We start from the raw sequence: 22,213 nt of genomic DNA on the forward strand, positions 1-22,213 counted from the left end.
GCGCCTCAATCGCGGGACGTATCGGCGCAGGAAAGACGCTGCTGGCTCGCGGACTTCCGAGCAGTTTCCTGGCCAATTGGTCACACTTACGAGGTCCCGAATCCGGCAGTCCGAAGGGTATATCGACGGCAAGAACTACGGGCCTGGGCATGCGCTTCAGCAGACTCGCCATGGACGGGAATACTTCTGAGGAGATTTCAGCCGAGAGCAGCTCTTTCGAGATGCAGAGCCAGCCCCCCTTGCAGCCATCGACTCCGGCGATCTGCACGATCGAACACCTCCATGAATGGCCTGCGCGCGGGATCAATCGAACCGGTTATTCGGCATACGGCTTTTCGAAAAACATCTCCTCGACGTACGAGAGTATGATCTCGTTGGCATACGCCATCGCCGAACCGGATCCGGGGAAAACACCCTCTGGATACGTATGAAAATGATAGCGTGCCAGTTCTTCCTCGGAATAGACTATGTTGGCTGGATTGTCGTTGCAGCGTGTCCACTGTCCACTTTTTTCGGCAGCCGCGTTGATTATCGCCAGCATGTGCTTCTTGCTCGTACCCTGGACGTGATCGACATCGAATTGGATGCGAAGATAGGGACAAGGTAATCCCTCGGCAAAACGTGAGGCGTCCCGTTCGGACCAATAGACTTCGTCCGAAATCACGCCTCCGCTTATGGTCAATTTCGATACTTCTTCCACACCCATATCGCCGTTTCCGCCCAAGAGCGCAAGGGTATGAACGACCCACATTTCGTTGTCTTCTACGGCCCGCAGAATGTCCTTCGCCGGGCAGGAGGGCCCTTCCCAGTCGATCAGAAAAGCAATCGGCATCTCCGGATAGCGGTATAGTGCACCTGTGGCCAGAACAACGCCATACGAATAGGACAGAATCCCGATGTTCTCTTGCTGAATAAAGGGAAGCCGGCTGACGAAATCCACCACCGCTTTCAAATCATCTTGATGCACCCTCCCATAACGGTCGTCCTGCCCTTCGCTTTCTCCTCGGCCCTGTACGGCAAAGTCGACAGCCATGATCCCGAGATCATTAAGTCCTTCAGCAAACTCGCTCTCAAACGCGTAAATTCCACCCGTGCCGGGTATGCCGATCAGAACCGGAAAAGGCCCGTCTCCCTGGGGCTTCACCATCCTCACCGACAGGAGGTTGCCGTTCAGCGAGGGCACGAACAACGAAGCCGATCCGTCGGATTGAAATTCGATTTCCGGTTGTTGTGTGGTGATCTGCTGGTTTTTTACACATGCCGATAGGATCAAGCCGAAGACAAAAAACCGAAAAATCTGCTTACATTCCTGTTTACTCAATCCAGACCTTCCTTTACATCAACACAATCCGCCCGATGATTTTGACCCGTTTGATGAGGATGTTTCTCGCTTGGATCCGGGTGTTGTTTCAAATGAAAATACTCCACGAGATCGGCCACTGCCACCACGATCGTGATCATCAGAACCAATCTTGCCCGGAGTTTCATCCCATTTCCTTTCTACTCACGAACGCGGCCTGGCGAATCCAACGGATCAGTCAACTCTCCCGAAGTTTCAAAACAGGCTTGTTTGAGACTCCCTGATCGTGCGATCGGGTTTTTCGATCTGCTTTCACTCGAAATAACCTTCGAGAAACAAACCCTGCAGCGGACCGATCGTGAATTGCTTTCCGTACGGAAGCCGCACGACGACCTCGGACGTCGTCCTGTTGTAGGCAATCAAGCCTCTCTCGAACCGCTTGTAGGCCATGCCATCGACGACGGTCACCATATCGGAAATTGGCTTCCCAAAATCTGTCAGGTAGAAATCATAATACGCATGCTGGTGGTCACCGCCATCCCAATCGTCGTTGTTGTCGGCGTAGAGGATGTAGCCGTTTTCCGGAATCACCACCGCCATGGCGGCGAACAACCTTGCGTAGCGTAGATTCTCTTCCGTGTAGCGATCGGCTACGTAATCGTCCGTGGTGATCTTCCACGGCTCGAAGGCGATGATTTTCGGCCACAGCAGGTGCGTGTCCCAGTAGATCAAAAGATCTTCCATGCGTTCGATGGACGGGTTCCATCCAAATTCATTTTCCTCACTGTAGGTGAGGGCATACCCTTCGGCCGGTTCCGATTTCCACAATTCGAGAAACACACCGGAGAGATACTGCGCGGTGGGATCGTCCACGCCCCAATTGACGTTGCCCATGAGGATGAAATCGTCCCCCACGCGCATGCGAATGGCCTTTGAGATTGCAACGCGTGCGGCCTCGACAACCTCCTCGCTGCGTCCGTTGCCTGCACCGTTGTGCCACCAATCCAGCATCATGCCGTCGAAGCCGGCGATCTTAAAATTCAAAGCTTTCTCAGCCATCAGCGCAGGCCACTCGGGATGGGTAAAGTTGATCACCAGCGTCTGATCATATTCGGAGCCGATATGGGGTTGATACACCTCGTCGAGGTAAAACGGCGAATCGGGGGACAAAGTTCGCCAGCCGGGATACCAGTAATGCCATTGCTCGGAAATCAGGTACAGCGTATCGCCGTCCGACTGCATGAGGATCCTCTGCGGTGCAGAGACGGCCGGCTGCGTCGATTCGAGGTCCTGGGCAAGACCAGCACCGATCCAGACCAATCCATACGGCGTGTCTTCCGTGTCGCAATCAAAATAGAACTCCGAAAGGTGTTCGCAGTTGCTCGACCAGGGATAGAAAACCGGAATCGTGCGTTTGTTGTCGACCTTCTCCTGGATCGAGTAGACCGTGCCGTCGTAGGGTTCGACGACGAGATCGCCCGGGTCGACCAGCGGAATCCCGTTCTCGTCCAATCCCCATACAAGGATGTCGTCCACACACACTTCAGTGTTGGGCGCGGCGCCAAAACCGGCCCGGCCGGAATCCCGCCGGTCATCACGCACCTGCAGGACCAATTCGCCGTTCAGGAAATATTTCAGCTCCTCCCCCACGAAGCGAACTTGAAACTCAACCCATTCATTCTGCTCGATCTGTACCGAAGCGCCGCCCAATTGCGAGGCGGGGGGATAATAACCTACGGCTGCCCATTCGTTGTTGAAGATGCTGGCTCGATAGCCGTCGATCGATGAATTGATGCGAACGTACGCTTCCGCCCCCTGATTGGGATTGTCCGAAAGGAACTTCGCCCGCAGCGAAAGAGCGTAGTTCTCCCATTCGTCGAGGCCAAACAGGAAACTGGACCAATCGTCGGAAATCTGACTGCAGAAAACGGCATTGCTGTCGCTCTCATTTTGCACCTGCCACGATTCCGACCAATCATACAACTCGAATGGAAATCCGGTTTCGAAGTCGATACTGAGAAGCGTGGCCGCTTCGATCTGTGCCTGTACATCCGGTGTATCCGTTGGCTGAGGAAGGTCAATGGTCGGCGTAGCTACCGCAGTAGCACCGGGAGTTTCGGGAGTGGATCTGCCGGGAGTACACCCGCTCAGCAATGCGATCCAGAGGCATACGACCGCGAAACTGGAGTATCCACTACGCATCTCTCTACCTCCTTGCCGGACACCCGTGAGCATCCATCCGCATGTCCTGCCTGAGGGCTGTGTATCGTCAACATCAGCCGGATATCATGGGACAATGACGGGATCCAGTTCTACCCAAGATCTCCCGCCGTTCGTGGTGTATACGAGAGACACGGCATCGTCGTTGGTCACGATGGCCCATCCGACCTGCTCGTTGATGAAGTCGAAGTGGACGGAGTGCCATGCCACGGTCTTGATCGTGGTCCCGGTCAAACCGCCATCCGTACTTTGCTGCAATCTACCGGATTGGCTCTCATGTGAAGGATAAGTCTCTTCATTTCGCCCGAATCCAACCACCAGCCAGGCGTGCGCTATAAAAATCGACTAACGGCTTCGAGTTCAGCCCTCCGATCATACACCAATCCAGGAACGTTGGACGAACCCTGGGTATCCCACTGAGTACTATCGTCGGGAATCAGCAAGTACTCGAGAAGCCAGGCGTTCGATCGCCGGATTTTCATTCCCACCACTCTCCAATGAAGTAGATGTCGTTATCGTCATTGGCGAAGACGGCCCAATGACACAAAAACTGCGCCGGAAAGTAGCCGGGCGTAACGTTGTGGCTGTCCGTACCGTCCGCGTTCATGATATAGATGTCGTACTTGCCAGTGTCCCCAATGGCGCTGACGATATAAACGAGCTGCTCGCCAGTGTGGGACCAGCTTGCAAGACCCTGGGAAAAGCCCGTCGTCGTCAGGCGGATCTCTTCCATCGTGCCAAGATTCAGGCTGAAGAAATCGTATTCGCCGTACGGAGTGCCGTCCCCAACAAGCCGCTCGTAGACGACCTTCGTTCCGTCCGGGCTGATCCGGGGATCGTAGTCCCCGAACGGCAAGTTCGCCGCGCCCCACTCGCCGGCTTTCGGAGGATCAGTGAGCGCGCGAATCGAACTTCCATCGGGATGGATGCTCCAGATGCGGCTGGCCCGCGTGAAGACGACAAGATCGTCGCGCCAATCGACGTCGGCCTCTTGATCGGGCGTATCGACCAACAGCGTCGTGTCTTCGCCATTCGAACCCATGAGGTAGATCCCGAGACTCTGCGTACGCCAGGACAGGAACGCAATCCGGGTGCCATCCGAAGACCAGGCGGGGTAGAGATCCCAAAAGGAATTTTCGGTCAACCTGTTCAAGCCGCCGCTGTCGAGATTCAGCGTGAAGATCTCCTCCTGCTCATTGGCATTCCCATCGACGGGTTGCGAGAACACGAATTCATCGCCGCGCGGACTCCAGCGTAAACACGAGATACGGGCAGGTGAGGTGTAGATGAGCTCGACCTCGCCGGACTCAACTTCCAACTTGTAAATGCCCCATCGTTCGAGGTGGGGCACCGTGAATTGGCCGGTCGCATCAGACGGAGCTTCTGAATCCTGCGGAGCTGAGTTGGACTCCGGCAGCATCGTGCCAGCGGCACAAAACAAGCTGGACGCCGACACGAGAAGGACAATCACGAGAAGGAATACTTTACGAGACATCGAACCTCCAATTCAGCCACGGCGGACCAAAGGCCTTGATCTTAACAACATCCATCTCCGATCATACACTACCTATCGCTAAATTCGACTGGATCAGCTCAAGGGCAGCCAATCCGCTTTCCAGCATTCAAAGCATTTGACTATTCGCTGCTGTTCTCCCGCCGTGGCGGCAAGGAAGATTCATGATAGTAGACTACTTTCCACTCATCCTTCATTTTCCGGAACACAAAACTGGCACCGGCTCGCTCAAAAACGTCCCGTTCGCCATTCTTAAAGCCAGCCTCAGCTTTGTAAACCCACGAGAGGATCGCCGTATTAGATCCCAGAATCCGATATTCCCGCTGCAGGGTGGTCAATGTAAAGGTGGAACAATCCATCAGATAATCGACGTTATTTTTCAAATACGGCGATCCTCTCGTGGGTTTACAAAGCTGAGGCTGGCTTTAAGAATGGCGAACGTTTTTCACACCCGGCGATCAGTGTATCAAGGGCTTCGCGCAGTTCGCGTTCTATCAGTTCTTTTTCGGCAAGCGTTAGTTGTTCCGAGCGCATCGTTTCTCCTTCTACGCAGTAATCTACTGTGACCTAATCCTAAACAGGCTTTGCGCTTTCGCGGGCCCCGGCGTTCTTCTTTGAAGCAGCTCACCCTCATCTCCGCTCGTCCACCCAAACTCGATTAATCCTCCTGATACTCGAGGTATTGACCTGGACCCTTTCGAATGCTTCCAGTGGTTTATCATTCCATTCCAGGCGTGACATTACTGGACTCAACGCCGATACCTTGCAGAAAAGCTCCGGCAAGAACCTTGTGCCCGGTATCGTTGACGTGTACCTTGTCTGCCGCAAGTTCGTACGGGTCGATGTCCTGCAGAATCTCGTCGAACGCCGCCTGCGTGTCGACGAAGACCGCCTCGTGCAGCAGCGCAAGTTCCTGCACGACTTCTCCGAACCGGTCCATGAGGGACCGCATGGGGTCGCTTCGGTTCGGCTCGAGATAGTAGGGAGTCATCATCACCAGACCGTCAAGTTCCTGCCGGACCTGGCCGATCAAGCGCTCGAGCGTCCGGCGGTACTCCTCCAGAGAGACCGGCGGCTTCGCTCTAAACGAGTCGAAGTGCTGCCACACGTCGTTGATTCCGATCATCACGCTGAGCCAGGAAGGATGCAGGCGCAGGACGTCCGAATCCCAGCGGGCCGCGAGTTCCCGGACGGTGTCACCGCCGACTCCCGTGTTGAGAATGCGGATGCCGGCATCCGGGTAAGCTTTGGCAAGGACATCATGCACGAAATTCACGTAGCCGTCGCCGAGGTACTGGCTCGATTCCCAACCAGGATGGCTGCGATCGCGGCCGCAGTCTGTGATGGAATCGCCGATGAAAAGGACATGCGATGCAGGTTTCAGGAGCATGAGACAATCCTTTCAAATGCTTTTATGTACTGCTGCCCAACGATTTTGAGCTTACGTGACTTTCGACTTACTTGCAGTTCTGAGCCGGCTAAGATTTCAATTCTGCATGCTTGTAAGCAAGTCTAGCGTATGTTCAAGCAATCCGGGATCGAGGCGATCGCCATGGCCGGGAACCAACATGTTAAAGTCGAAGCGGGAGAGATCGCGAACGGACTCGGGCCATGCTGCCATGTCCGCATCGGAAGTGTTGCCCACTTTGTCCTCACCGATGATCATACACGTGCCAAAGAGTAGTTTTCGACTGGGGAAATATACGACCACGTTGTCCGGTGCGTGCGATGGCCCCGGATAGTAGACTTGAACCACCTCGTCGTCGAACTTCAGCTGCAGGCCATCCTCCAGGTCGAAAAGATGCGTTGGCGCGACGTACGCCAAAGCCGCATGTGCCTCGTAGTAAGATCGATATTGGGGAGCTTGCAGCCAGTCCAGGGTCATTGCCCGCATATCTTCTCCGCGCTGCGCCAGCAAAGTAGCCGTCAGTTCCGATCCATAGACCGGGATTCCCTCGTCGATCAAATAGCTGTTGCCTCCCAGATTGTCGTAATGAAATCCGGTGTTGATGGCGGTGATTTCTCGCTCGCCCATTTGCGCCTTAACCCAATCCAACACCTCTCGCGTCGCTTCTGGTGTGTAGGGTGTGTCCACAAGAACCAGGTCCGAACTCTTCATCTCGACGATCATCGAATTTCCGGGCCAGGGAAATGAATGGGTGATGATGAACACCCCATCCTGGACCTGTCTCACGTACAAATCCTCACCGATGTCAAAACGCGCGTACGATTCTGGACTCGTATCGCCCGCAGTGGTCCGATCCAAATCTGGAATCTGTGTATTTCCTTCCGAAGCTGCCGGTGAAGACGTCAATCCGGCACACGATGCCAGGATCGTACCCAGAAGAATCAGAAAGATCGTCCAGTGCTGATGTCGCTGTCGATGCAGCAAAGAGTTCCTCCCACGAATCCTGAGCGGATTTTGATTTTCCGGTGATCCCGATGTTCTTCCCGGGAACAGCCCGTCGTAAGTGCAGATTGTACTCCAAGTCTGTTCGTAACTGGCAAACACTCGGCCGGATTAACGTTGAGTCCTTCGACGAAGTATGAAATCGCCGAAGGACTCCGATTTGCTTCCAGCCTTTATCGTATTTACGGTCGTTCTATTTCATGCGTGGAACACGAGTGCCTATCCCAACGATCCACGGTCCCCTACTTTGAACCTCCCGTACCTATCGTCGAGCAGCGGCCCACTACCGTATCGAGCGAAGGTCGTGAATTCCGGCACCTGCCCGGGATCGGCTCCACACGCTCACCAGGAAAGTCAACTGTCTTTTTCCGTCCGATCCGGTCGAAAAACCAACTGGAACGCAGTCTCCTGGACCGGCGCTTCGATTCGGCGGCGTCGATGGTATTGCCGTACGTTCTGCTCTTTTGCTGCTCGATTTCCATCTCTCTTTCCAAGTGGACGATATGTAAAATCATTTGAAACATGGTCTTGTCAATCTCCTTTGTGATTAGCGGGTGCAACCGGTTGCATTTCGGTCCCCAAAAAAATCATGCGGATTCGCGGACGATCAGTTCGACCGGCATGGTCGTGTTCGTCAACAAACCCGTCTGCAGGTACTGGAGCAGATTCTGAGACAGCGGCGTCCATGCCTGCGCAGCTCTTTCAGCGCCTCGATCGCCATCAAGTCGCTGTTGATGAAGACCGCATCCAGGTCCGGGGCTTGCTCCAGTAAAGTGCGCATCGCCACCGCCCCCGACGTATCCGTGAAGTCACCGTGGGCGATCAGTGCAGAATCGAGGCTTCTGCCTGCATCCTGCAGGGCCTGCTGGTAACCATCGAAACGATACTGGACTTCGAGTTCTTCCGCGGGGCCTCCCAGGAAGGCGATCCGCCGTCTTCCGGATTGAATCAGGTGCTCGGTTGCCAGCCTGCCGCCGCTCAGATTGTCGCCGCACACGCTGCAGTACTTCATACCCGGCTTGGGCGGTCCCCAGACGATGAAAGGCGCCTCCATCTCGACGAGCGCCTGGATGTGATCCGATTTCCTCGTCGAGGTCATCAGGATGAAACCATCCACACGGCCGGTATCCAGATACATGTGTGCCCACTCCGTTTCGCGCGGATCGACGTGAACCACGAGCATGTCGTATCCGTTTTCTGACAACCCGCTGGAGATCCCGCCCATGATCTCCAGTCCGAACAGATCCGCCACCGAAAATTCCTTGTGATAGGCGTGGGTGACGAAGGCGATCGTGTTGCTCTGCTGCAGACTCAGCCGGCGAGCCGGAATGTTGATGCGGAACTGATGCTGCTTGGCGATGGCCCGGATGCGTTCCCTCGTCTCGTCCCCGATGAGCGGGCTGTCGTTCAACGCCCGCGACACCGTTGATTTGGAAACCCCGGCCAACCGGGCGATGTCAGCGATGGTTTTGACGTCTTTCTTGCTCATCCGTTTCTTCCAGGTTTATGCAACCGGTTGCATTATACAACACCAAAAAGCCTTTGTCAAGCATCCCGGCGGTCGTCGTGCAGTCAAACGCATCCCGGTTGCTACGCTGCATATGCACCTCGGTGGAATACCCGGAAGAGGATCGTGAAATCGTGCCCTGGAATGCGTACATCTTCACCCGAGCAAAGAACGCGTAAGTTCAACCGCCATGGCGGCATCGGGCGCGTAGCCGTCGGCGCCGATCTCGTCGGCGAAAACCTGCGTCACCGGTGCGCCGCCGACGATGATCTTGGCCCTGTCTCGCAGTCCCTGCTCCGCGATGGCCGCAATCGTCTTCTGCATCGCAGGCATGGTACTCATCAACAACGCCGACAGGCCCACCACGTCCGGTTCATGCTCCCGAATGGCTTCGATGAAGCGTTCCGGCGGGAGATTGATACCGAGATCGACGATCTCAAACCCGCCACCTTCCAGCATCATCGCAACCAGATTCTTGCCGATGTCGTGCAAATCCCCGGCTACCGTGCCCAACACGACTTTGCCGGCCGAAGGAGCGTCGGCTTCCGTCAGGAGAGGTTTGAGCACATCCATCCCGGCATGCATGGCACGGGCGGCGATGAGCACCTCAGGTACGAAGAGATCACCGTCACGGAAATCGACCCCGACGCGCTCCATCCCTTTGAGCAGGCCACCCTGGAGCACCTGCCCTGGCGTGAGACCCTCATCCAGGGCATTCTGGGTTAACTGCGCCACGGCGTCCTCGTCCCCTGCATAAAGTTTTTCACCAATTTTCACAAGTGTTTCGCTCATAAATTGCATCCTTTCCGGCCGTAGCGTAAATCAAACACAGGCGTCTTCGGAAGGCGGCATGCCACAAGCCTGGTTCGCAAATCGCAAGTATGTCATCGAGTCAATAATGCTTCGATCCTCCGGCTTCTCCTTCCCTTGCAAGGAGCATACACATCCACTCGCGTCCTTGCCCGTGTCGTCAATCCTTGCACTCCTTCGCCTGCGTCTCGGTTTTCTGCCTGGCGCGGTAAGCCTTGATGTAGCGCCGCGCATAGGGATCTTTCCCCAGGAGCACGTCGGCGGCCAGGATAAATTCGCGCACTTCTGCCACGCGAACGATCGGCGCGTTGACGCCCTCCCGCAAAGCCATGGCTAAAAACATGGCGTTGAAGATATTCCGATCGGGCATGCCGAAGGAAACGTTGCTGGCACCGAGCGTCATGTTCACGCCGAGTTGATCTTTGATCCCCCGAATCGTCTCCAGCGTGACGCGTCCCGCATCGACTTCCGTGCCGGCGCTGAGGCACAGCGGATCGATGAGGATGTTCTCGGCCAGGACGCCCATTTCCCGGGCGCGCTCGACGATCTTGTGCGCGATCTCGATGCGCACATCGGCATCCCCGGGTACGCCGCGATCGTCCATGCAGAGACCGATGACTGCGGCCTCGTGCGCGGCGACGAGCGGCAGGACCGCTTCCAGCGAACGTGCCTCTCCGTTAACAGAGTTGACCAGCGGTTTTCCCTGGTAAACCTTGAGGCTTTCTTCCAACGCTTTCGGATCCGAAGTGTCGATGCTGACCGGCACATCCACCACTTGCTGCACGACTTCGACTGCCCGAGGCAGCATGGCCGCTTGATCGACTCCTTGCGCGCCAACGTTGACGTCGATAATATCCGCGCCGGCTTGCACTTGAGCGATCGCCTCTCGTTCCACCATACTCAGATCACCCATGCGAAGCCGTTCGGCAAGGGCCTTACGACCGGTCGGATTGATGCGTTCGCCGATCAACGCCGTCGGCCGCTCCGGGCCGATCCAGACGCTGCATGCTGTTCCGCGAAATTCTGTTTCCATGACTCGATTCTGTATCATCCTTTTCGAAAGGTTCGAAACCGGCTGCGTTGGCCGCTATCCAACGAGCCAGGCTACCGCCCATACATCATTGAATGCCTGTTTCTACCTCCTCGAGCGTGCTTCTCGGCATGAATCGGCTAATTTTCCAAAGAACTTACGCATCTCTATCCCCATGTACGAGTGAAAATCAAGGCCCGCTCCTGGTCAGCCACCAGCGAACGGAGCATCGAGACTCTCAACGCAAATCATAATTTTCAAGGATCAATACCCTCTATCCCTGCAGCCTCGCAGGAACAGCTATCAAGGTCGAACATCAAATCTCAGAAGGTAGATACCACTGTAGGCATTGAAACCCCCATCGATAGGTACGGCAACGCCGGTAACGAAGCTCGACGAATCGGAGAGCAGCCACAATGCGAAACCGCTTCCGGCCACCGAACGGCTGCCGGCCTTGATCCTGCCGTTCTCGGCCATGCTCACTCCCCAAGTCTGTAGGCGTGCCTGGCCAGATTGTAGGCGCAGTCCTTTGCCATCTCCGAGGCGTCCTCTCGATCAACGATGCCGCGCATCACCAACCCGGCGATCCAGTTGGCATCGACACGGCGGGCCAGGTCATGCCGGGCGGGGATCGAGGGGAAGGCGCGCGTATCATCATTGAAACCGACCGTGTTATGCAGACCGGCGGTCTCCATCACCTGATCGCGATAGCGCATCATACCGTTGACGCTGTCGTGGAACCACCAGGGTGGACCAAGGCGCATGGCCGGGAAGAGTCCGGCCAGCGGGGCCAGCTCTCGCGCATACGTCGCTTCGTCGAGTGTGAAAACGATCAGCCTCAGCCTGGAGTCGTTGCCATACTTACTCAGCAGCGGGCGCAGGTTGTGCGTGAATTCGGCGCTCTCTGGGATGTCAACGCCCGTGTCGGGACCGAAGCGCTCGGCAATCAGTTCATTGTAATCACGCACCGATCCCACGTGGAACTGCATCACCAATCCATCCTCGATACTCATCCGGGCGCTTTCCATGATCATGTGGGCCGTAAAGCGGCGGGCGTCCTCGGTCGTGGCGGCACCGCGAAGCGCGCGCTGGAAAATTGCTTCCGCCTCGGCGGCCGTCAACTCGGCCGTATATGCGGATACTGCGGCGTGGTCGGTGGAAAGTGCGCCCATCTGCTTGAAGAAAGCCCGCTGCTTTTCCAATGCCTGGATGTATTTCGGATAGGAACCGACCGTGATACCGCTGATATCACTAAGCGCATCGACGTCTCTTTTCCAACCTGGCGCGTCGATGTTCACAACAGCATCAGGCCGGAAAGTGGGGCGAATATCGCCCTTCCAGCCGGACTTCTTGATAACCTGGTGATGCTCGAGGGGATCGGTAGCGGCATCGGTCGTGCACAGCACCTCGATGTTGAACTGCTCGTAGAGAACACGGGGCCGGTATTCCGGCTTGCGCAGTGCGGCTTCGATCTGGTCATAAATCGATTGGGCGGTATCGCCGCAAAGCTTCTCGCGCACGCCGAAGACTTCATACAATTCCTGCGCCAGCCAGGAACCTGTCGGGGTACCACGGAACAGGTAGAAGTGCTCGGCAAAGATCTGCCAGATCTTGCGATGATCCGCTTCGACCTCCCCACCATCAATGCGGGGCACACCCAGCGATTCGAGCGGAATGCCTTGTGAGTACAGCATTCGGTAGATGTAGTGATCAGGGATCAGCAGCAGTTCCGCCGGGGTGCCGAATGTGGCATTCTCATCGGCGAACAACCAGGGGTCGACGTGCCCATGGGGGCAGATAAGCGGCAGCGCCGCGACTTCCTCGTACAGCTCCATCGCCAGTTGACGATGGGTCGGAGTTGGATCAAAGAAGCGATATTCAGGCAGGCTCAGCGGCTTTCGCATTGTGTAGGTTCCTATTTGGGTAAAAATTCATCGCCGGCGACCAGATATTTCGCTGCAAGCTGATAACAACAGGAAGTGCCAACCCCGCACCGGCGAACACCAATTCAGTATACTATGACTTCAACGATAAAAATCCGGATACCGTAGAGCAAGCTTTAAAACTTATAAGACATATCAAGAACTGAATTTCGCTGGGTATTCTCGCAATGCAATCATCCCCATATCACTCATGGCTGTCCTTCTGCCATTCCCGCGCTGTGGCAATCAGCGCATCGATATTTTCTGCCGGCGTCTCGGGTGATACACCACCGCCGAAGGACAGGATCAATCCGCCACCAGCCGCGGCTTTATCAAGGCAGGTTTGGGCCCACTGCGAGACATCTTCTGGTGAGCCGCGCATACCCACATCGACTGGCGGCACGTTGCCCATTACCGCAACGCGATGTCCCATGACGGCTTTGACTTCGCCGATATCGATTTTATGGCTGAAGTTGAACACGTCGAAATTCGCATCGGCCAGGCTCGCCAGCAGGTGTGGGCAGGGTGTATCGTTGTGAAAGACGCGGATCAGACCATCGAACTCGTCAAATATGCGGCGCAGGTGGGGGTGAACCAGCGTCTCGTAGTGTTCCTTCGATATCATGCCGACCACGTCATCCAGCAGCATGATACCTTCCGGTTGGTGCAGGGTATCGAGCTGTGCGTGCAGCCAGCTAATGATGGTAGACGTCATCGTCTCCAGGACGCGAGTCACCCCTTGTGGGTTCTTCACGATGCCCATCATCAGTGGCGTAATGCCCATCACGAACGAAGCAACGGCCATCGGACCGCGTGCGCAGACCATACGGATGCCAAGCCCATCGGCATGAAGCCGCTCCTCCGCCAGTGCGTACAGTCGCAGCACCAGCGGCATCAATCCATGCTCGTTCGGGTCAGCCGGGCTCGCATTGCCCCAGGTTTCAATGTCGCTAATCACCGGCTCAATCGCCGGGGGCCGGTTGTCGTAGAAATGCATCTTGACGCCAAAACCGGACGGCTCTGCTGCCATGCCATACTCGACCCAGAAACCAGGAACCCAGGTAGCCTCCGGGAATCGTTCCAACAGTCCTTTATTGATCGCATACCAGCGATCTGGCAGCAGGTAGTAGTCCCGCGTGTCGATCCCGGCATAGCCGGGCAGCCAGGGGCTGTCGACGATCAGGCCAACCGGTACCCGTTTTGGCTCTTCTAAACGCGCAGCCTGTTTGAATGCTTCCCACGTCATACTACTCTTTCCTTTACATAAATAAAGGTCTCGCAAATATCTGAGCGATTACTCCCCGCACCGGATCTATTGAATTTCCGCAACGGATGTATGTTTCTGTTCAAGCCGATATTATCCAATCCCCCTTGTCATAATTGCTTCACTTCGCCACGATACCACTTAGGCTCAATTCCTCGGCAAAATGACAGGTCGCCCAATGCTCGGAGCCGTATGCCCGCCATTCCGGGATTTCCTGGGCGCATTTCTCGCGCGCATATCGACAGCGGGGGTGAAACTTGCATCCGGAGGGCGGGTTGGCCGAGCTGGCGACATCGCCCGGTAAAAGAATCCGGGAAGTGACCTGATCAGGATCGGAGCGCGGCACGGCAGAAAGAAGTGCTTCCGTATAAGGATGCTTGGGAGAGGCATATAGCTCATCAGCCGCCGCCAACTCGACCACGGTCCCTAAATACATCACCGCCACGCGGTCGCTGATGTGCTCGACGACAGATAGGTCGTGGGCGATAAAAAGATATGTGAGACCGAAGTCGGACTGCAGTTCCTCCAACAGATTAAGCACTTGAGCCTGAACTGAGACGTCGAGAGCCGATACTGGCTCATCGGCGATGATCAACCGGGGTTGGAGGGCCAGAGCCCGCGCAATGCCGATACGTTGGCGCTGCCCGCCACTGAATGCATAAGGATAGCGGTTCATGTGCTGGGGCTTCAACCCGACGGCTTCCAACAGTTCGCAGACTTGGTCTTTGAGCTGCTGACCCTTGGCCACACCGTGGATCACGAGGGGCTCACTGACGATGTCCATCACCGTCATGCGAGGGTTTAGCGATGAAAACGGATCCTGGAAAATAATCTGCATCTCTCGGCGAAGGGCCTTCATCTCGCGGCGGGGGATCTTGGCAATATCGACCATGTCCCCATCTCTGTGGAAGAGGATCTGACCGGATGTTGGATCAATTGCCCGGAGGAGCAGCCGCCCTGTGGTCGTTTTCCCGCAACCTGACTCGCCGACCAATCCCAACGTTTCACCCTCATAAATCGAGAAATTCACGCCGTCAACGGCCTTGACGTAGCCAACCACATTGCGCAAGAAGCCGCGCTGTATTGGGAAATACTTCTTTAAATCCTGCACTTGCACCAGGGTGGAGTGATGTTGTTCGCCTGTATCAGAATGAACGTCGCTCATCGCTATCTCTCATGGCTTGTGGCTACCACCAGTCCGCCGACATCTACGAAGTGTACAACGTGCATCTTACCTGGTGTCCTGATCTAACTTCCTTGAGTGGCACTTCCTCCAAACATTCGTCGCGCTTGGATGCCAGGCAGCGAGGATAAAAAGTGCAGCCGCTGGGCACCGAGAACGGATTAGGCACGCTGCCCGGGATGGGGATCAGATGCTTCTTGACCCGTTTGCCCAATTTGGGAATCGAGCGGAGCAAGCCCACGGTGTATGGGTGAAGAGGGCAGTGGAAAAGCGTACTCGCATCGGCACTCTCCACGACTTTACCCATGTACATCACATCGATGCGATCAGCCATCTCTGCGATCACGCCCAGATTGTGTGTGATCATCAGAATAGCGGTCCCCAACCGCTCCTGGAGCGAGCGCATCAAGTCCAATATCTGGGCCTGGATAGTCACATCCAAGGCCGTTGTCGGTTCATCGGCGATCAACAACCGGGGGTTGCACGAAAGGGCCATGGCGATCATGGCACGTTGCCGCATCCCCCCGGAAAACTGGTGCGGATATTCATCATAGCGTTGGGCCGCCTGTGCGAGCCCTACCTGCTCCAGCATATCGATGGCGCGTTCTCTGGCTTCCTCCTTGTTGACCTTCTGATGAAGCTCAATTGCCTCTGCCACCTGGCTTCCGATGGTATGAACCGGCGAGAAAGATGTCAATGGTTCCTGGAAAATCATGGCGATTTCGTTACCCCGGATGTCGCGGATCAGCGTGCCCTCCGGATCAACGCACGTGAGGTCGATGGGCGCATCACTATTCCCTCGATAGTACAGAATCTGCCCATCGACGATGCGAGCGATTTTCTTGGGCAGAAGACGGAGTATCGAGAATGCCGTCACGCTCTTGCCACAGCCCGACTCGCCGACCAGGCCTAGTGTTTCGTCGGCATGGATACACAATGAAACGCCATCCACCGCCCGGACAATGCCATCCAGCGTTTGGAAGTGGGTTTTTAGGTTGTCGATCTCGACGATAGGGCGTTGGTTTTGTTCGATCATCGCAATCACACTGTGTAAGGGTCAGATGCATCGCGCAGACCGTCGCCCAGGAAGTTGAAAGCCAGAATCGCGATCGCAATGGCAAGTGCGGGTGTAAATACCCATGGATATAGGGCAATGGATTGAAAGTTCTGTACCTCTCTCAGGAGCACCCCCCAGCTCGTGATTGGCGGGCGAAGGCCTAATCCAAGGAAGCTCAACGCTGTCTCAGCCAGGATCATGGCCGGCATGGCTAATGTGGAAACCACGATGATGTGGCTAAACGTCGCCGGGATCAGATGCCTGAAGATGATGCGGAAGTCGCTTGCGCCGGCCAGCTTGGCTGCCAGGACGTAATCCTCATTTCGCAAAGACAGCACCTTGCCGCGCAGCTGGCGAGCCAACCATGTCCACCCGATCACCGAGAGGATCAGCGTGACGACGAAGTAGGTTCGCAGCGGAGGCCAATGGGGCGGCACGGCCGCCGAGAGCGCCATCCAAAGTGGGATGGCCGGGAATGAGCGTACCAATTCGATCGAGCGCTGGATCAGATTATCGACCCGACCACCGTAATATCCAGAAACGACACCAAGCACCGAACCAAATATCAGACTGAGCAGGACACCGACCAGGCCGATGGTCAACGAGATCTGACTACCGAAGAGAATGCGCGAGAACATGTCACGACCCTGCCGGTCGGTGCCCAGAATCGACACTATCCCATCGTCAGAGCCAAACAGGTGAATATCCGTTTCCAGTAGACCTAAAAGTTTGTAGGGCTCACCGTGGACAAAGAATTTGATCGGGATCACCTTCTCTAGATCCGGCGTGTATATCTTGCGCAGGTCCTCATCGATTTCGAGGTTGATGTCGTAAACGTAAGGTCGAAACTTGCCATCGTGTAAGAAATGCACGCGCTGAGGCGGTAAGTAGATGTATTTGCCGAAGCGCTCAGTCAACGAATACGGTGCGATGAACTGGGCGAAAAGCACCGCAAGGTAGTACATCGCTATGACGATGCCGCCGACAAGGGCGACCCGATTGCGAATGAATTTGCGCCAGATGAGCTGCCATTGGGAGGCAGCATAAATCGACTCCAACCGTCGACGTTCGGTCAGGGCAATGCTTCCCTCACTGTCCTCAGCAATATCATGCGTCGTCGCGTATTGCTCGTAGACCTTTTCCAGCGCCTCGGAGCAGTCCTGTAGATTTTTCACGTGTACACAATCCTTGGATCAATCCAGGCAAGGGCGATGTCAGCCAGCAGGTTGGAGAACATGAGCAGTAGGCTCATGAAGAGCAGAAACGTTCCGGCCAGGTACATATCCTGACTGGTCAGTGCGCGCAGCAACAGCGGTCCGGTTGTCGGGACCGAGAGCACGATGCCGACAATGGTTGATTCCGAGATGATTTTGGGGACCTCCATTGCCATAACGCTGATCAGCGGGTTGACCGCGACCCGTACGCCATATTTGTTAACAACCTTCCGTTCAGAGAGTCCCTTGGCGCGTGCGGTAACGATGTATTGCTGCCTCAGCTCATCCAGTAGGTTGCCGCGCATGATGCGCTGGAGCTGGGCGGTGCTCGCCAATCCGAGGATGATCACGGGGGGCCAGAGATGATTCAGGTAATCGAGTATCTTGGCGGTAGTCCAGGGAGCATGCTGGTATTGCAGCGATAGCGTCCCCCCAACATCTACACGCAGCACGACAATTCCAAAATACATCCACAGGAGACCCAGCAAGAAGCCAGGCAGACAAAGCCCCAGGAAACCGATGAGCGATAGCGCATGATCGCCGACGGAGTACTGGTGTGTGGCCGAATAGATGCCTATAGGCACAGCGACGATCAACATAAAGATCAGCGAAAGACCGCCTACCAAGACGGTATAGGAAATGCGTTGGAGCACGATAGGAAGCACCGGACTATTCCACTCCAGGGACCAGCCGAAGTCGCCGCGCGGGAAGCCGGAGACCCAACGGAAATACTGGACGGTGAGTGGTTTATCCAGACCATAGCGTTCCTCCATCACCTTGACCGTTTCTTTGTCCTGCCCACCGCCGGACTCGGCGATCTCGGCTTGGAGGGTGGTAAAGAAATCTCCAGGGGGTAATTGGATGATAATGAACGTGAGGATGGATACGATAATAATTGTGGGGATCATACCCACGATGCGTCTTGCGATATAGGCAATCATAAGCAGATGCCCCTACAGATAGCTTTCCTAAAAGTCAACATGCCAGGATGATGTACTCCAGCAATCATTGTATGGCAAATGCTCTGCTCTCTGGGATGATCAATGAACATTCCGTGCGCTTGGAAAACCGAATTCATTATAGCATCCGATGTCGGCGAGGATCTGCTCCGGTAATCAGTGTTTCGTGGCATAAGAAAACCCATAGTGAGAGTTACGTAGTATTTAGGCAGTTGGGCAAGAATGGTATCTCTTGACACCGTTTATATTTGCACCCAACTTTACCGGTAGGGTAGGCTATTCTCCCGCTTATCCTCCTCCTCGATTGCCGAAGGAGAAGAAAATGAAAAACCCTCGCTACCAGGCGAAAGAAGCAGGGGAGAGGGCTGCTTACGCAGCCCCCTCCTTGCCTGTCAGATTTCTTTCTTATTGCTCAATCCAGAACTGTGGTGGATCCTGGGTTCCGGGTGTGAAGACCAGCCAGTCCGAAGTATGGTTCTCCATGACGTTGTGGAAGTTGTCCTTGACAACGACCAGGCCGGGCGACATACCGACCGTGCCGATGGCGAACAGCCCTTCGGTAGACATCCTGACGATCTTCTTGGCGATCTCTAGCTGCTCGGCGGGATCCACACTGGCTTTGTACTGATCATACAGATCCTGTACTTCCTTCAGCGTTGCGGGTGGTTCCTCACCTTGCTCGCCGCCCGACTTGTACCACACGCCGAACGCCGGCCCCATCCACGAACGTTCGTCGAACGGGAACAGGTAGATTGGGTCGACCATTGGAACCAGTCCGCGGTCGGTCTCCCAGGTGGCGATCATGACTTCGTTCGAGGTGGCTCGCGGCCAGTAGATGTCGCGCGACATGGTCTCCAAGACGGTCTTGAGGCCGATGTCATTCCAGCCGTCAACGATCAGTTCCAGGGTATCCATGCTGGCGCCGGAAACAGCGTCGGTCGCCTCTACGGTCAGTTCGACCGGTGTGCCGTCTGCGAAGGTGTAGAAACCGTCGGCGCCCTTGACCAGGCCGGCGGCGGCGAGGAGTTCCTCGGCCTTCGCCGGATTATACTCGGCAAAGTAATTCTCGATGTCCTGCTGGAAGAGCGGTGAATCGCGTACGACGGTGATCGTGCGCGGGATACCCTGTCCCAGGAAGGCGACGTTGTTGATCATCTCGCGGTCGATCCCCAGCGACAGCGCCTGTCGGAACTCGAGGGTCTGCATCAGGGCGCGGTACTTCTCGTCCGCATAACTCTGGTTCGGAAAGATCGTGACGTTGGACGCAGCGGCCGTGCTCCACAGCAGTGTGTGGTAACCACCGGCCTCGGCGTTATCCTGGTAAACGGTGTACTTGGCGAAGTCGATTCGGCGGTGCTGCATGCTCAGTTCGCCTGCAATGGCCATCACATTGATTGCCTCGTTGTCTTCAACCAGCGTGTAGTGAATGCGATCGATGTATGGGAGCTGCTTGCCGTCCGGGTCGACTTTCCAGTAGTAGGGGTTGCGCTCCGCGGTCATCTCGGTCGCGCCCTCTTCCCACTCGCTCACCTTCCAGGCGTACATCACGGGCAATTCGGTGTTGAAGTTGAATGCCTTGTTCTCGAAGTCCTCGTAGGTCGCCTCCGGGTTGTATTTGGGATGGTACTGCTCCAGGTAGTGCCTGGGGGCGAAGAACCCAAAGCGCTCGAAACCCAGCGGCCACTGGCCGCCGTGGAATGCTAACCCTACGCTCTCGGCCAGGCCGTTGGGGGCGGCAAACTTGAGGGTAATCGTGGCATCGTCGATCTTCTCCAGCACCATTGGTTCGCCATTGACTACCCACTCTGTGTGCGGGGCAGCCGTGATGTTCGGATCGTTCTCGATGTCTTCCCACCAGAAGATGACGTCATCGACGGTAAAGGGCTCGCCATCCGACCACTTGAGGCCCTTGCGGAAGTACAAGGTTAATTCCGTGCCGTCGGCTGACCACTCCCACTTCTCCGCCATACCGGGTTGGATGGGGTCGGCAGGGTCGCGCGGCCAGCGCAGAACGGCATCGTAGATCAGGCGACCGAGTGCGTGGAAGTCCTTCACGCCGAGGAAGGCGCGTTCCCAGGTGCCGCCGTACTCACCGATCGACTCGACGGGTTCAACAACGAGCGGATTCTCTGGCAGACGCTCTTCGACGGGAGGAAGCCCCATATCGGCCAGCATCGGCGCCTCGCTATAGGCAGCAGCCGGTTCCGCAGGAACAACCTCTTCGGGTTCTCCTGCTGCAGGCTCTTCTGGGGACGCTTCGGGGGGTGCTTCTGACGTCCCTGGGAGGGGGGTGGTGGCACAAGCAGAGAATACCAGAGACAAAAGTAGAGCGAGTAATACGGTTATCCAGATCGTGCGTTTACTTGCATGGTATATCGTTTTCATCTTCTTACTCCTCGCAATATGAGTAGAACTTGACCGAACGTTGACTCTATCCTTATGATGTATTTTTAGCTGCAGTACTCCTTTCAAGGCCTTCCCCCCACTCCGGGAAGCCATCACTCACCTTCGTTACCGAATATAGTCTGCCCGAAATGGGCGCGGATACTCGCTATTCATGATGTACTTGCAGTAAACGGAAACGGATGTCTGTCCGATCGAAATCAATCAACCAGCTGTGAAAATACCCGTGATCTTTTTCTAGGGTGCACTGGCCCGGATGACGAGCTCGGGTGTTACAAGGACCTCCTTGCAGGCCTCCTCGCAGCCGCTGATGCGCTCAAGGAGCAGCTTGACGGCCTGCCAGCCCATCTCATATTGCGAAACATGACAGGTTGTCAGCGCCGGTGTTACCAGCTGCGCCAGCGGTACATCATCGTGGCCGACGACAGCGATATCATTCGGAACCGACAACCCCATCTGGGCGCAGGCTTTCAGTACGCCGACAGCAACGAGGTCGTTGAAACAAAACAGGGCCGTAATCTCTGGATGCGCCGCCAGCAGTTCTTGTGTTGCCTGCATCCCCCCCTCTACCCGGGGAGAGCAGTTGGCCACGAGTTCGGAGTCAGACTCATGCCCTGCGGCACGCAATGTGTCATAGTACGCAATGACTCTCTGCTGTCCTGAATAGGAATTCTTAGGGCCTGCCAACATGCCGATAGCACGATGACCTGAATTCAACAGATGTTCGATCGCCACCTTGCCGCTGCGCCTGTCGTCGATCAGGACGGTGCCGATCCCTTCTTCATCCATTTGGCGGTTTACAAGAACCACGTAGGGGAAATACCCGACCATCTCACGCAGCTCGCTCTCTTCGAGGCGCGAACTGCAAAGAATAAGGCCGTCCACTCCCTTTTCTTCCAGAGAATAGATGACCGCCTTTTCACGATCCGTTTCTTCTTCCGTGTTACAGAGAAAAATATTGTAGCCTTCTTGATAAGCCAGATGCTCAGCACCCCGGGCGAACGCAGAGAAAAATGGGTTGGAATTATCCGGAACGACCAGCCCAAGCGTTCCGGTTCGATTGGTCGCCAGGCTTCGAGCGACCCCACTGGGTCTATAGCCAAGGCGCTCGATGACTTCACGTACCCGTTGACGTGTCGCCTCGCTGATGTCTCCCTTGTTGTTGACCACGCGGGAGACCGTCATCAGCGACACTCCTGCTTCTTGGGCGACATCGGCCATGATGATGCGTCGACTCATGTCTTAGCCTTGTGAGGAATTCTTACCGTTAGCGCTAACGTTAGCGCTATACTAGACAATTCAACCGAAATTGTCAATACCTTTCGAAACCAGAGCGTCGAAAGCGTGTCGGACGCGCGGGGATTGCGAACGCGGATTCGAGACGAGAAGTAAAACCCCGCTTGGGGATCTCATCCCCCCAG

22 protein-coding genes are annotated in these 22,213 nt (G+C 55.8%); all 22 read right to left on the bottom strand.

Features of this window, described 5'->3' with window-relative positions; all coding sequences use genetic code 11:
* The coding region (locus P8Z34_13070; protein ID MEJ2551606.1) for a DUF429 domain-containing protein at positions 1–268 on the bottom strand (268 nt) is incomplete at its 3' end.
* 48 nt (positions 269–316) lie between these two features.
* Entirely contained in the window at positions 317–1,321 is a 1,005-nt protein-coding gene (locus tag P8Z34_13075) for a hypothetical protein (protein ID MEJ2551607.1), read from the bottom strand.
* Entirely contained in the window at positions 1,318–1,461 is a 144-nt protein-coding gene (locus tag P8Z34_13080) for a hypothetical protein (GenBank protein MEJ2551608.1), read from the bottom strand. The genes P8Z34_13075 and P8Z34_13080 overlap by 4 nt, the downstream gene beginning before the upstream one ends.
* 151 nt (positions 1,462–1,612) lie before the next feature.
* A complete protein-coding gene (locus P8Z34_13085) occupies positions 1,613–3,502 on the bottom strand; it encodes a DUF1080 domain-containing protein (protein ID MEJ2551609.1) in 1,890 nt (629 codons plus the stop codon).
* Between the two features lie 84 nt (positions 3,503–3,586).
* Positions 3,587–3,778, bottom strand: a complete 192-nt coding sequence (locus P8Z34_13090) for a hypothetical protein (protein MEJ2551610.1) — start codon at positions 3,776–3,778, stop codon at positions 3,587–3,589.
* A 220-nt stretch (positions 3,779–3,998) separates the two neighbouring features.
* Positions 3,999–5,015 carry a hypothetical protein gene (locus P8Z34_13095; GenBank protein MEJ2551611.1) on the bottom strand — a complete coding sequence of 339 codons (1,017 nt, stop codon included), beginning with the start codon at positions 5,013–5,015 and terminating at the stop codon, positions 3,999–4,001.
* A gap of 140 nt (positions 5,016–5,155) precedes the next feature.
* Positions 5,156–5,416 (bottom strand): hypothetical protein, encoded by a 261-nt coding sequence (locus P8Z34_13100; protein MEJ2551612.1) that lies wholly within the window; start codon positions 5,414–5,416, stop codon positions 5,156–5,158.
* A gap of 22 nt (positions 5,417–5,438) precedes the next feature.
* Complete coding sequence (locus tag P8Z34_13105; GenBank protein MEJ2551613.1) at positions 5,439–5,567, bottom strand: hypothetical protein; 129 nt, start codon at positions 5,565–5,567, stop codon at positions 5,439–5,441.
* Positions 5,568–5,751: 184 nt separating this feature from the next.
* Positions 5,752–6,423, bottom strand: a complete 672-nt coding sequence (locus tag P8Z34_13110) for an SGNH/GDSL hydrolase family protein (GenBank protein MEJ2551614.1) — start codon at positions 6,421–6,423, stop codon at positions 5,752–5,754.
* Between the two features lie 96 nt (positions 6,424–6,519).
* The gene (locus P8Z34_13115) at positions 6,520–7,227 is read right to left on the bottom strand and encodes an MBL fold metallo-hydrolase (protein ID MEJ2551615.1); all 708 of its coding nucleotides are present in this window, start codon (positions 7,225–7,227) and stop codon (positions 6,520–6,522) included.
* Between the two features lie 850 nt (positions 7,228–8,077).
* Positions 8,078–8,932 (bottom strand): LacI family DNA-binding transcriptional regulator, encoded by an 855-nt coding sequence (locus tag P8Z34_13120; GenBank protein ID MEJ2551616.1) that lies wholly within the window; start codon positions 8,930–8,932, stop codon positions 8,078–8,080.
* Between the two features lie 174 nt (positions 8,933–9,106).
* Positions 9,107–9,742 (bottom strand): corrinoid protein, encoded by a 636-nt coding sequence (locus P8Z34_13125; GenBank protein MEJ2551617.1) that lies wholly within the window; start codon positions 9,740–9,742, stop codon positions 9,107–9,109.
* A 178-nt stretch (positions 9,743–9,920) separates the two neighbouring features.
* A complete protein-coding gene (locus P8Z34_13130) occupies positions 9,921–10,793 on the bottom strand; it encodes a dihydropteroate synthase (protein MEJ2551618.1) in 873 nt (290 codons plus the stop codon).
* Positions 10,794–11,093: 300 nt separating this feature from the next.
* Complete coding sequence (locus P8Z34_13135; protein ID MEJ2551619.1) at positions 11,094–11,267, bottom strand: hypothetical protein; 174 nt, start codon at positions 11,265–11,267, stop codon at positions 11,094–11,096.
* Between the two features lie 2 nt (positions 11,268–11,269).
* Positions 11,270–12,694, bottom strand: coding sequence for a glucuronate isomerase (uxaC, locus tag P8Z34_13140; protein ID MEJ2551620.1), 1,425 nt, complete (start codon positions 12,692–12,694; stop codon positions 11,270–11,272).
* 223 nt (positions 12,695–12,917) lie between these two features.
* Positions 12,918–13,958 carry a uroporphyrinogen decarboxylase family protein gene (locus P8Z34_13145; GenBank protein MEJ2551621.1) on the bottom strand — a complete coding sequence of 347 codons (1,041 nt, stop codon included), beginning with the start codon at positions 13,956–13,958 and terminating at the stop codon, positions 12,918–12,920.
* Positions 13,959–14,097: 139 nt separating this feature from the next.
* Complete coding sequence (locus P8Z34_13150) at positions 14,098–15,141, bottom strand: dipeptide ABC transporter ATP-binding protein (GenBank protein ID MEJ2551622.1); 1,044 nt, start codon at positions 15,139–15,141, stop codon at positions 14,098–14,100.
* A gap of 43 nt (positions 15,142–15,184) precedes the next feature.
* Entirely contained in the window at positions 15,185–16,195 is a 1,011-nt protein-coding gene (locus P8Z34_13155; GenBank protein MEJ2551623.1) for an ABC transporter ATP-binding protein, read from the bottom strand.
* A gap of 5 nt (positions 16,196–16,200) precedes the next feature.
* Entirely contained in the window at positions 16,201–17,391 is a 1,191-nt protein-coding gene (locus P8Z34_13160; protein MEJ2551624.1) for an ABC transporter permease, read from the bottom strand.
* On the bottom strand, positions 17,388–18,371 hold the full coding sequence (locus P8Z34_13165; protein MEJ2551625.1) for an ABC transporter permease: 984 nt from the start codon (positions 18,369–18,371) through the stop codon (positions 17,388–17,390). Before P8Z34_13165 ends, P8Z34_13160 begins: the two co-directional genes overlap by 4 nt.
* Positions 18,372–18,794: 423 nt before the next feature.
* Positions 18,795–20,774: an ABC transporter substrate-binding protein gene (locus tag P8Z34_13170; GenBank protein MEJ2551626.1), complete on the bottom strand. Its 1,980-nt coding sequence runs from the start codon at positions 20,772–20,774 to the stop codon at positions 18,795–18,797.
* A gap of 255 nt (positions 20,775–21,029) precedes the next feature.
* A complete protein-coding gene (locus P8Z34_13175; GenBank protein ID MEJ2551627.1) occupies positions 21,030–22,031 on the bottom strand; it encodes a LacI family DNA-binding transcriptional regulator in 1,002 nt (333 codons plus the stop codon).
* Positions 22,032–22,213 lie beyond the last annotated feature (182 nt).

The organism is Anaerolineales bacterium, assembly GCA_037382465.1.
Taxonomy (GTDB): Bacteria; Chloroflexota; Anaerolineae; order Anaerolineales; family E44-bin32; genus WVZH01.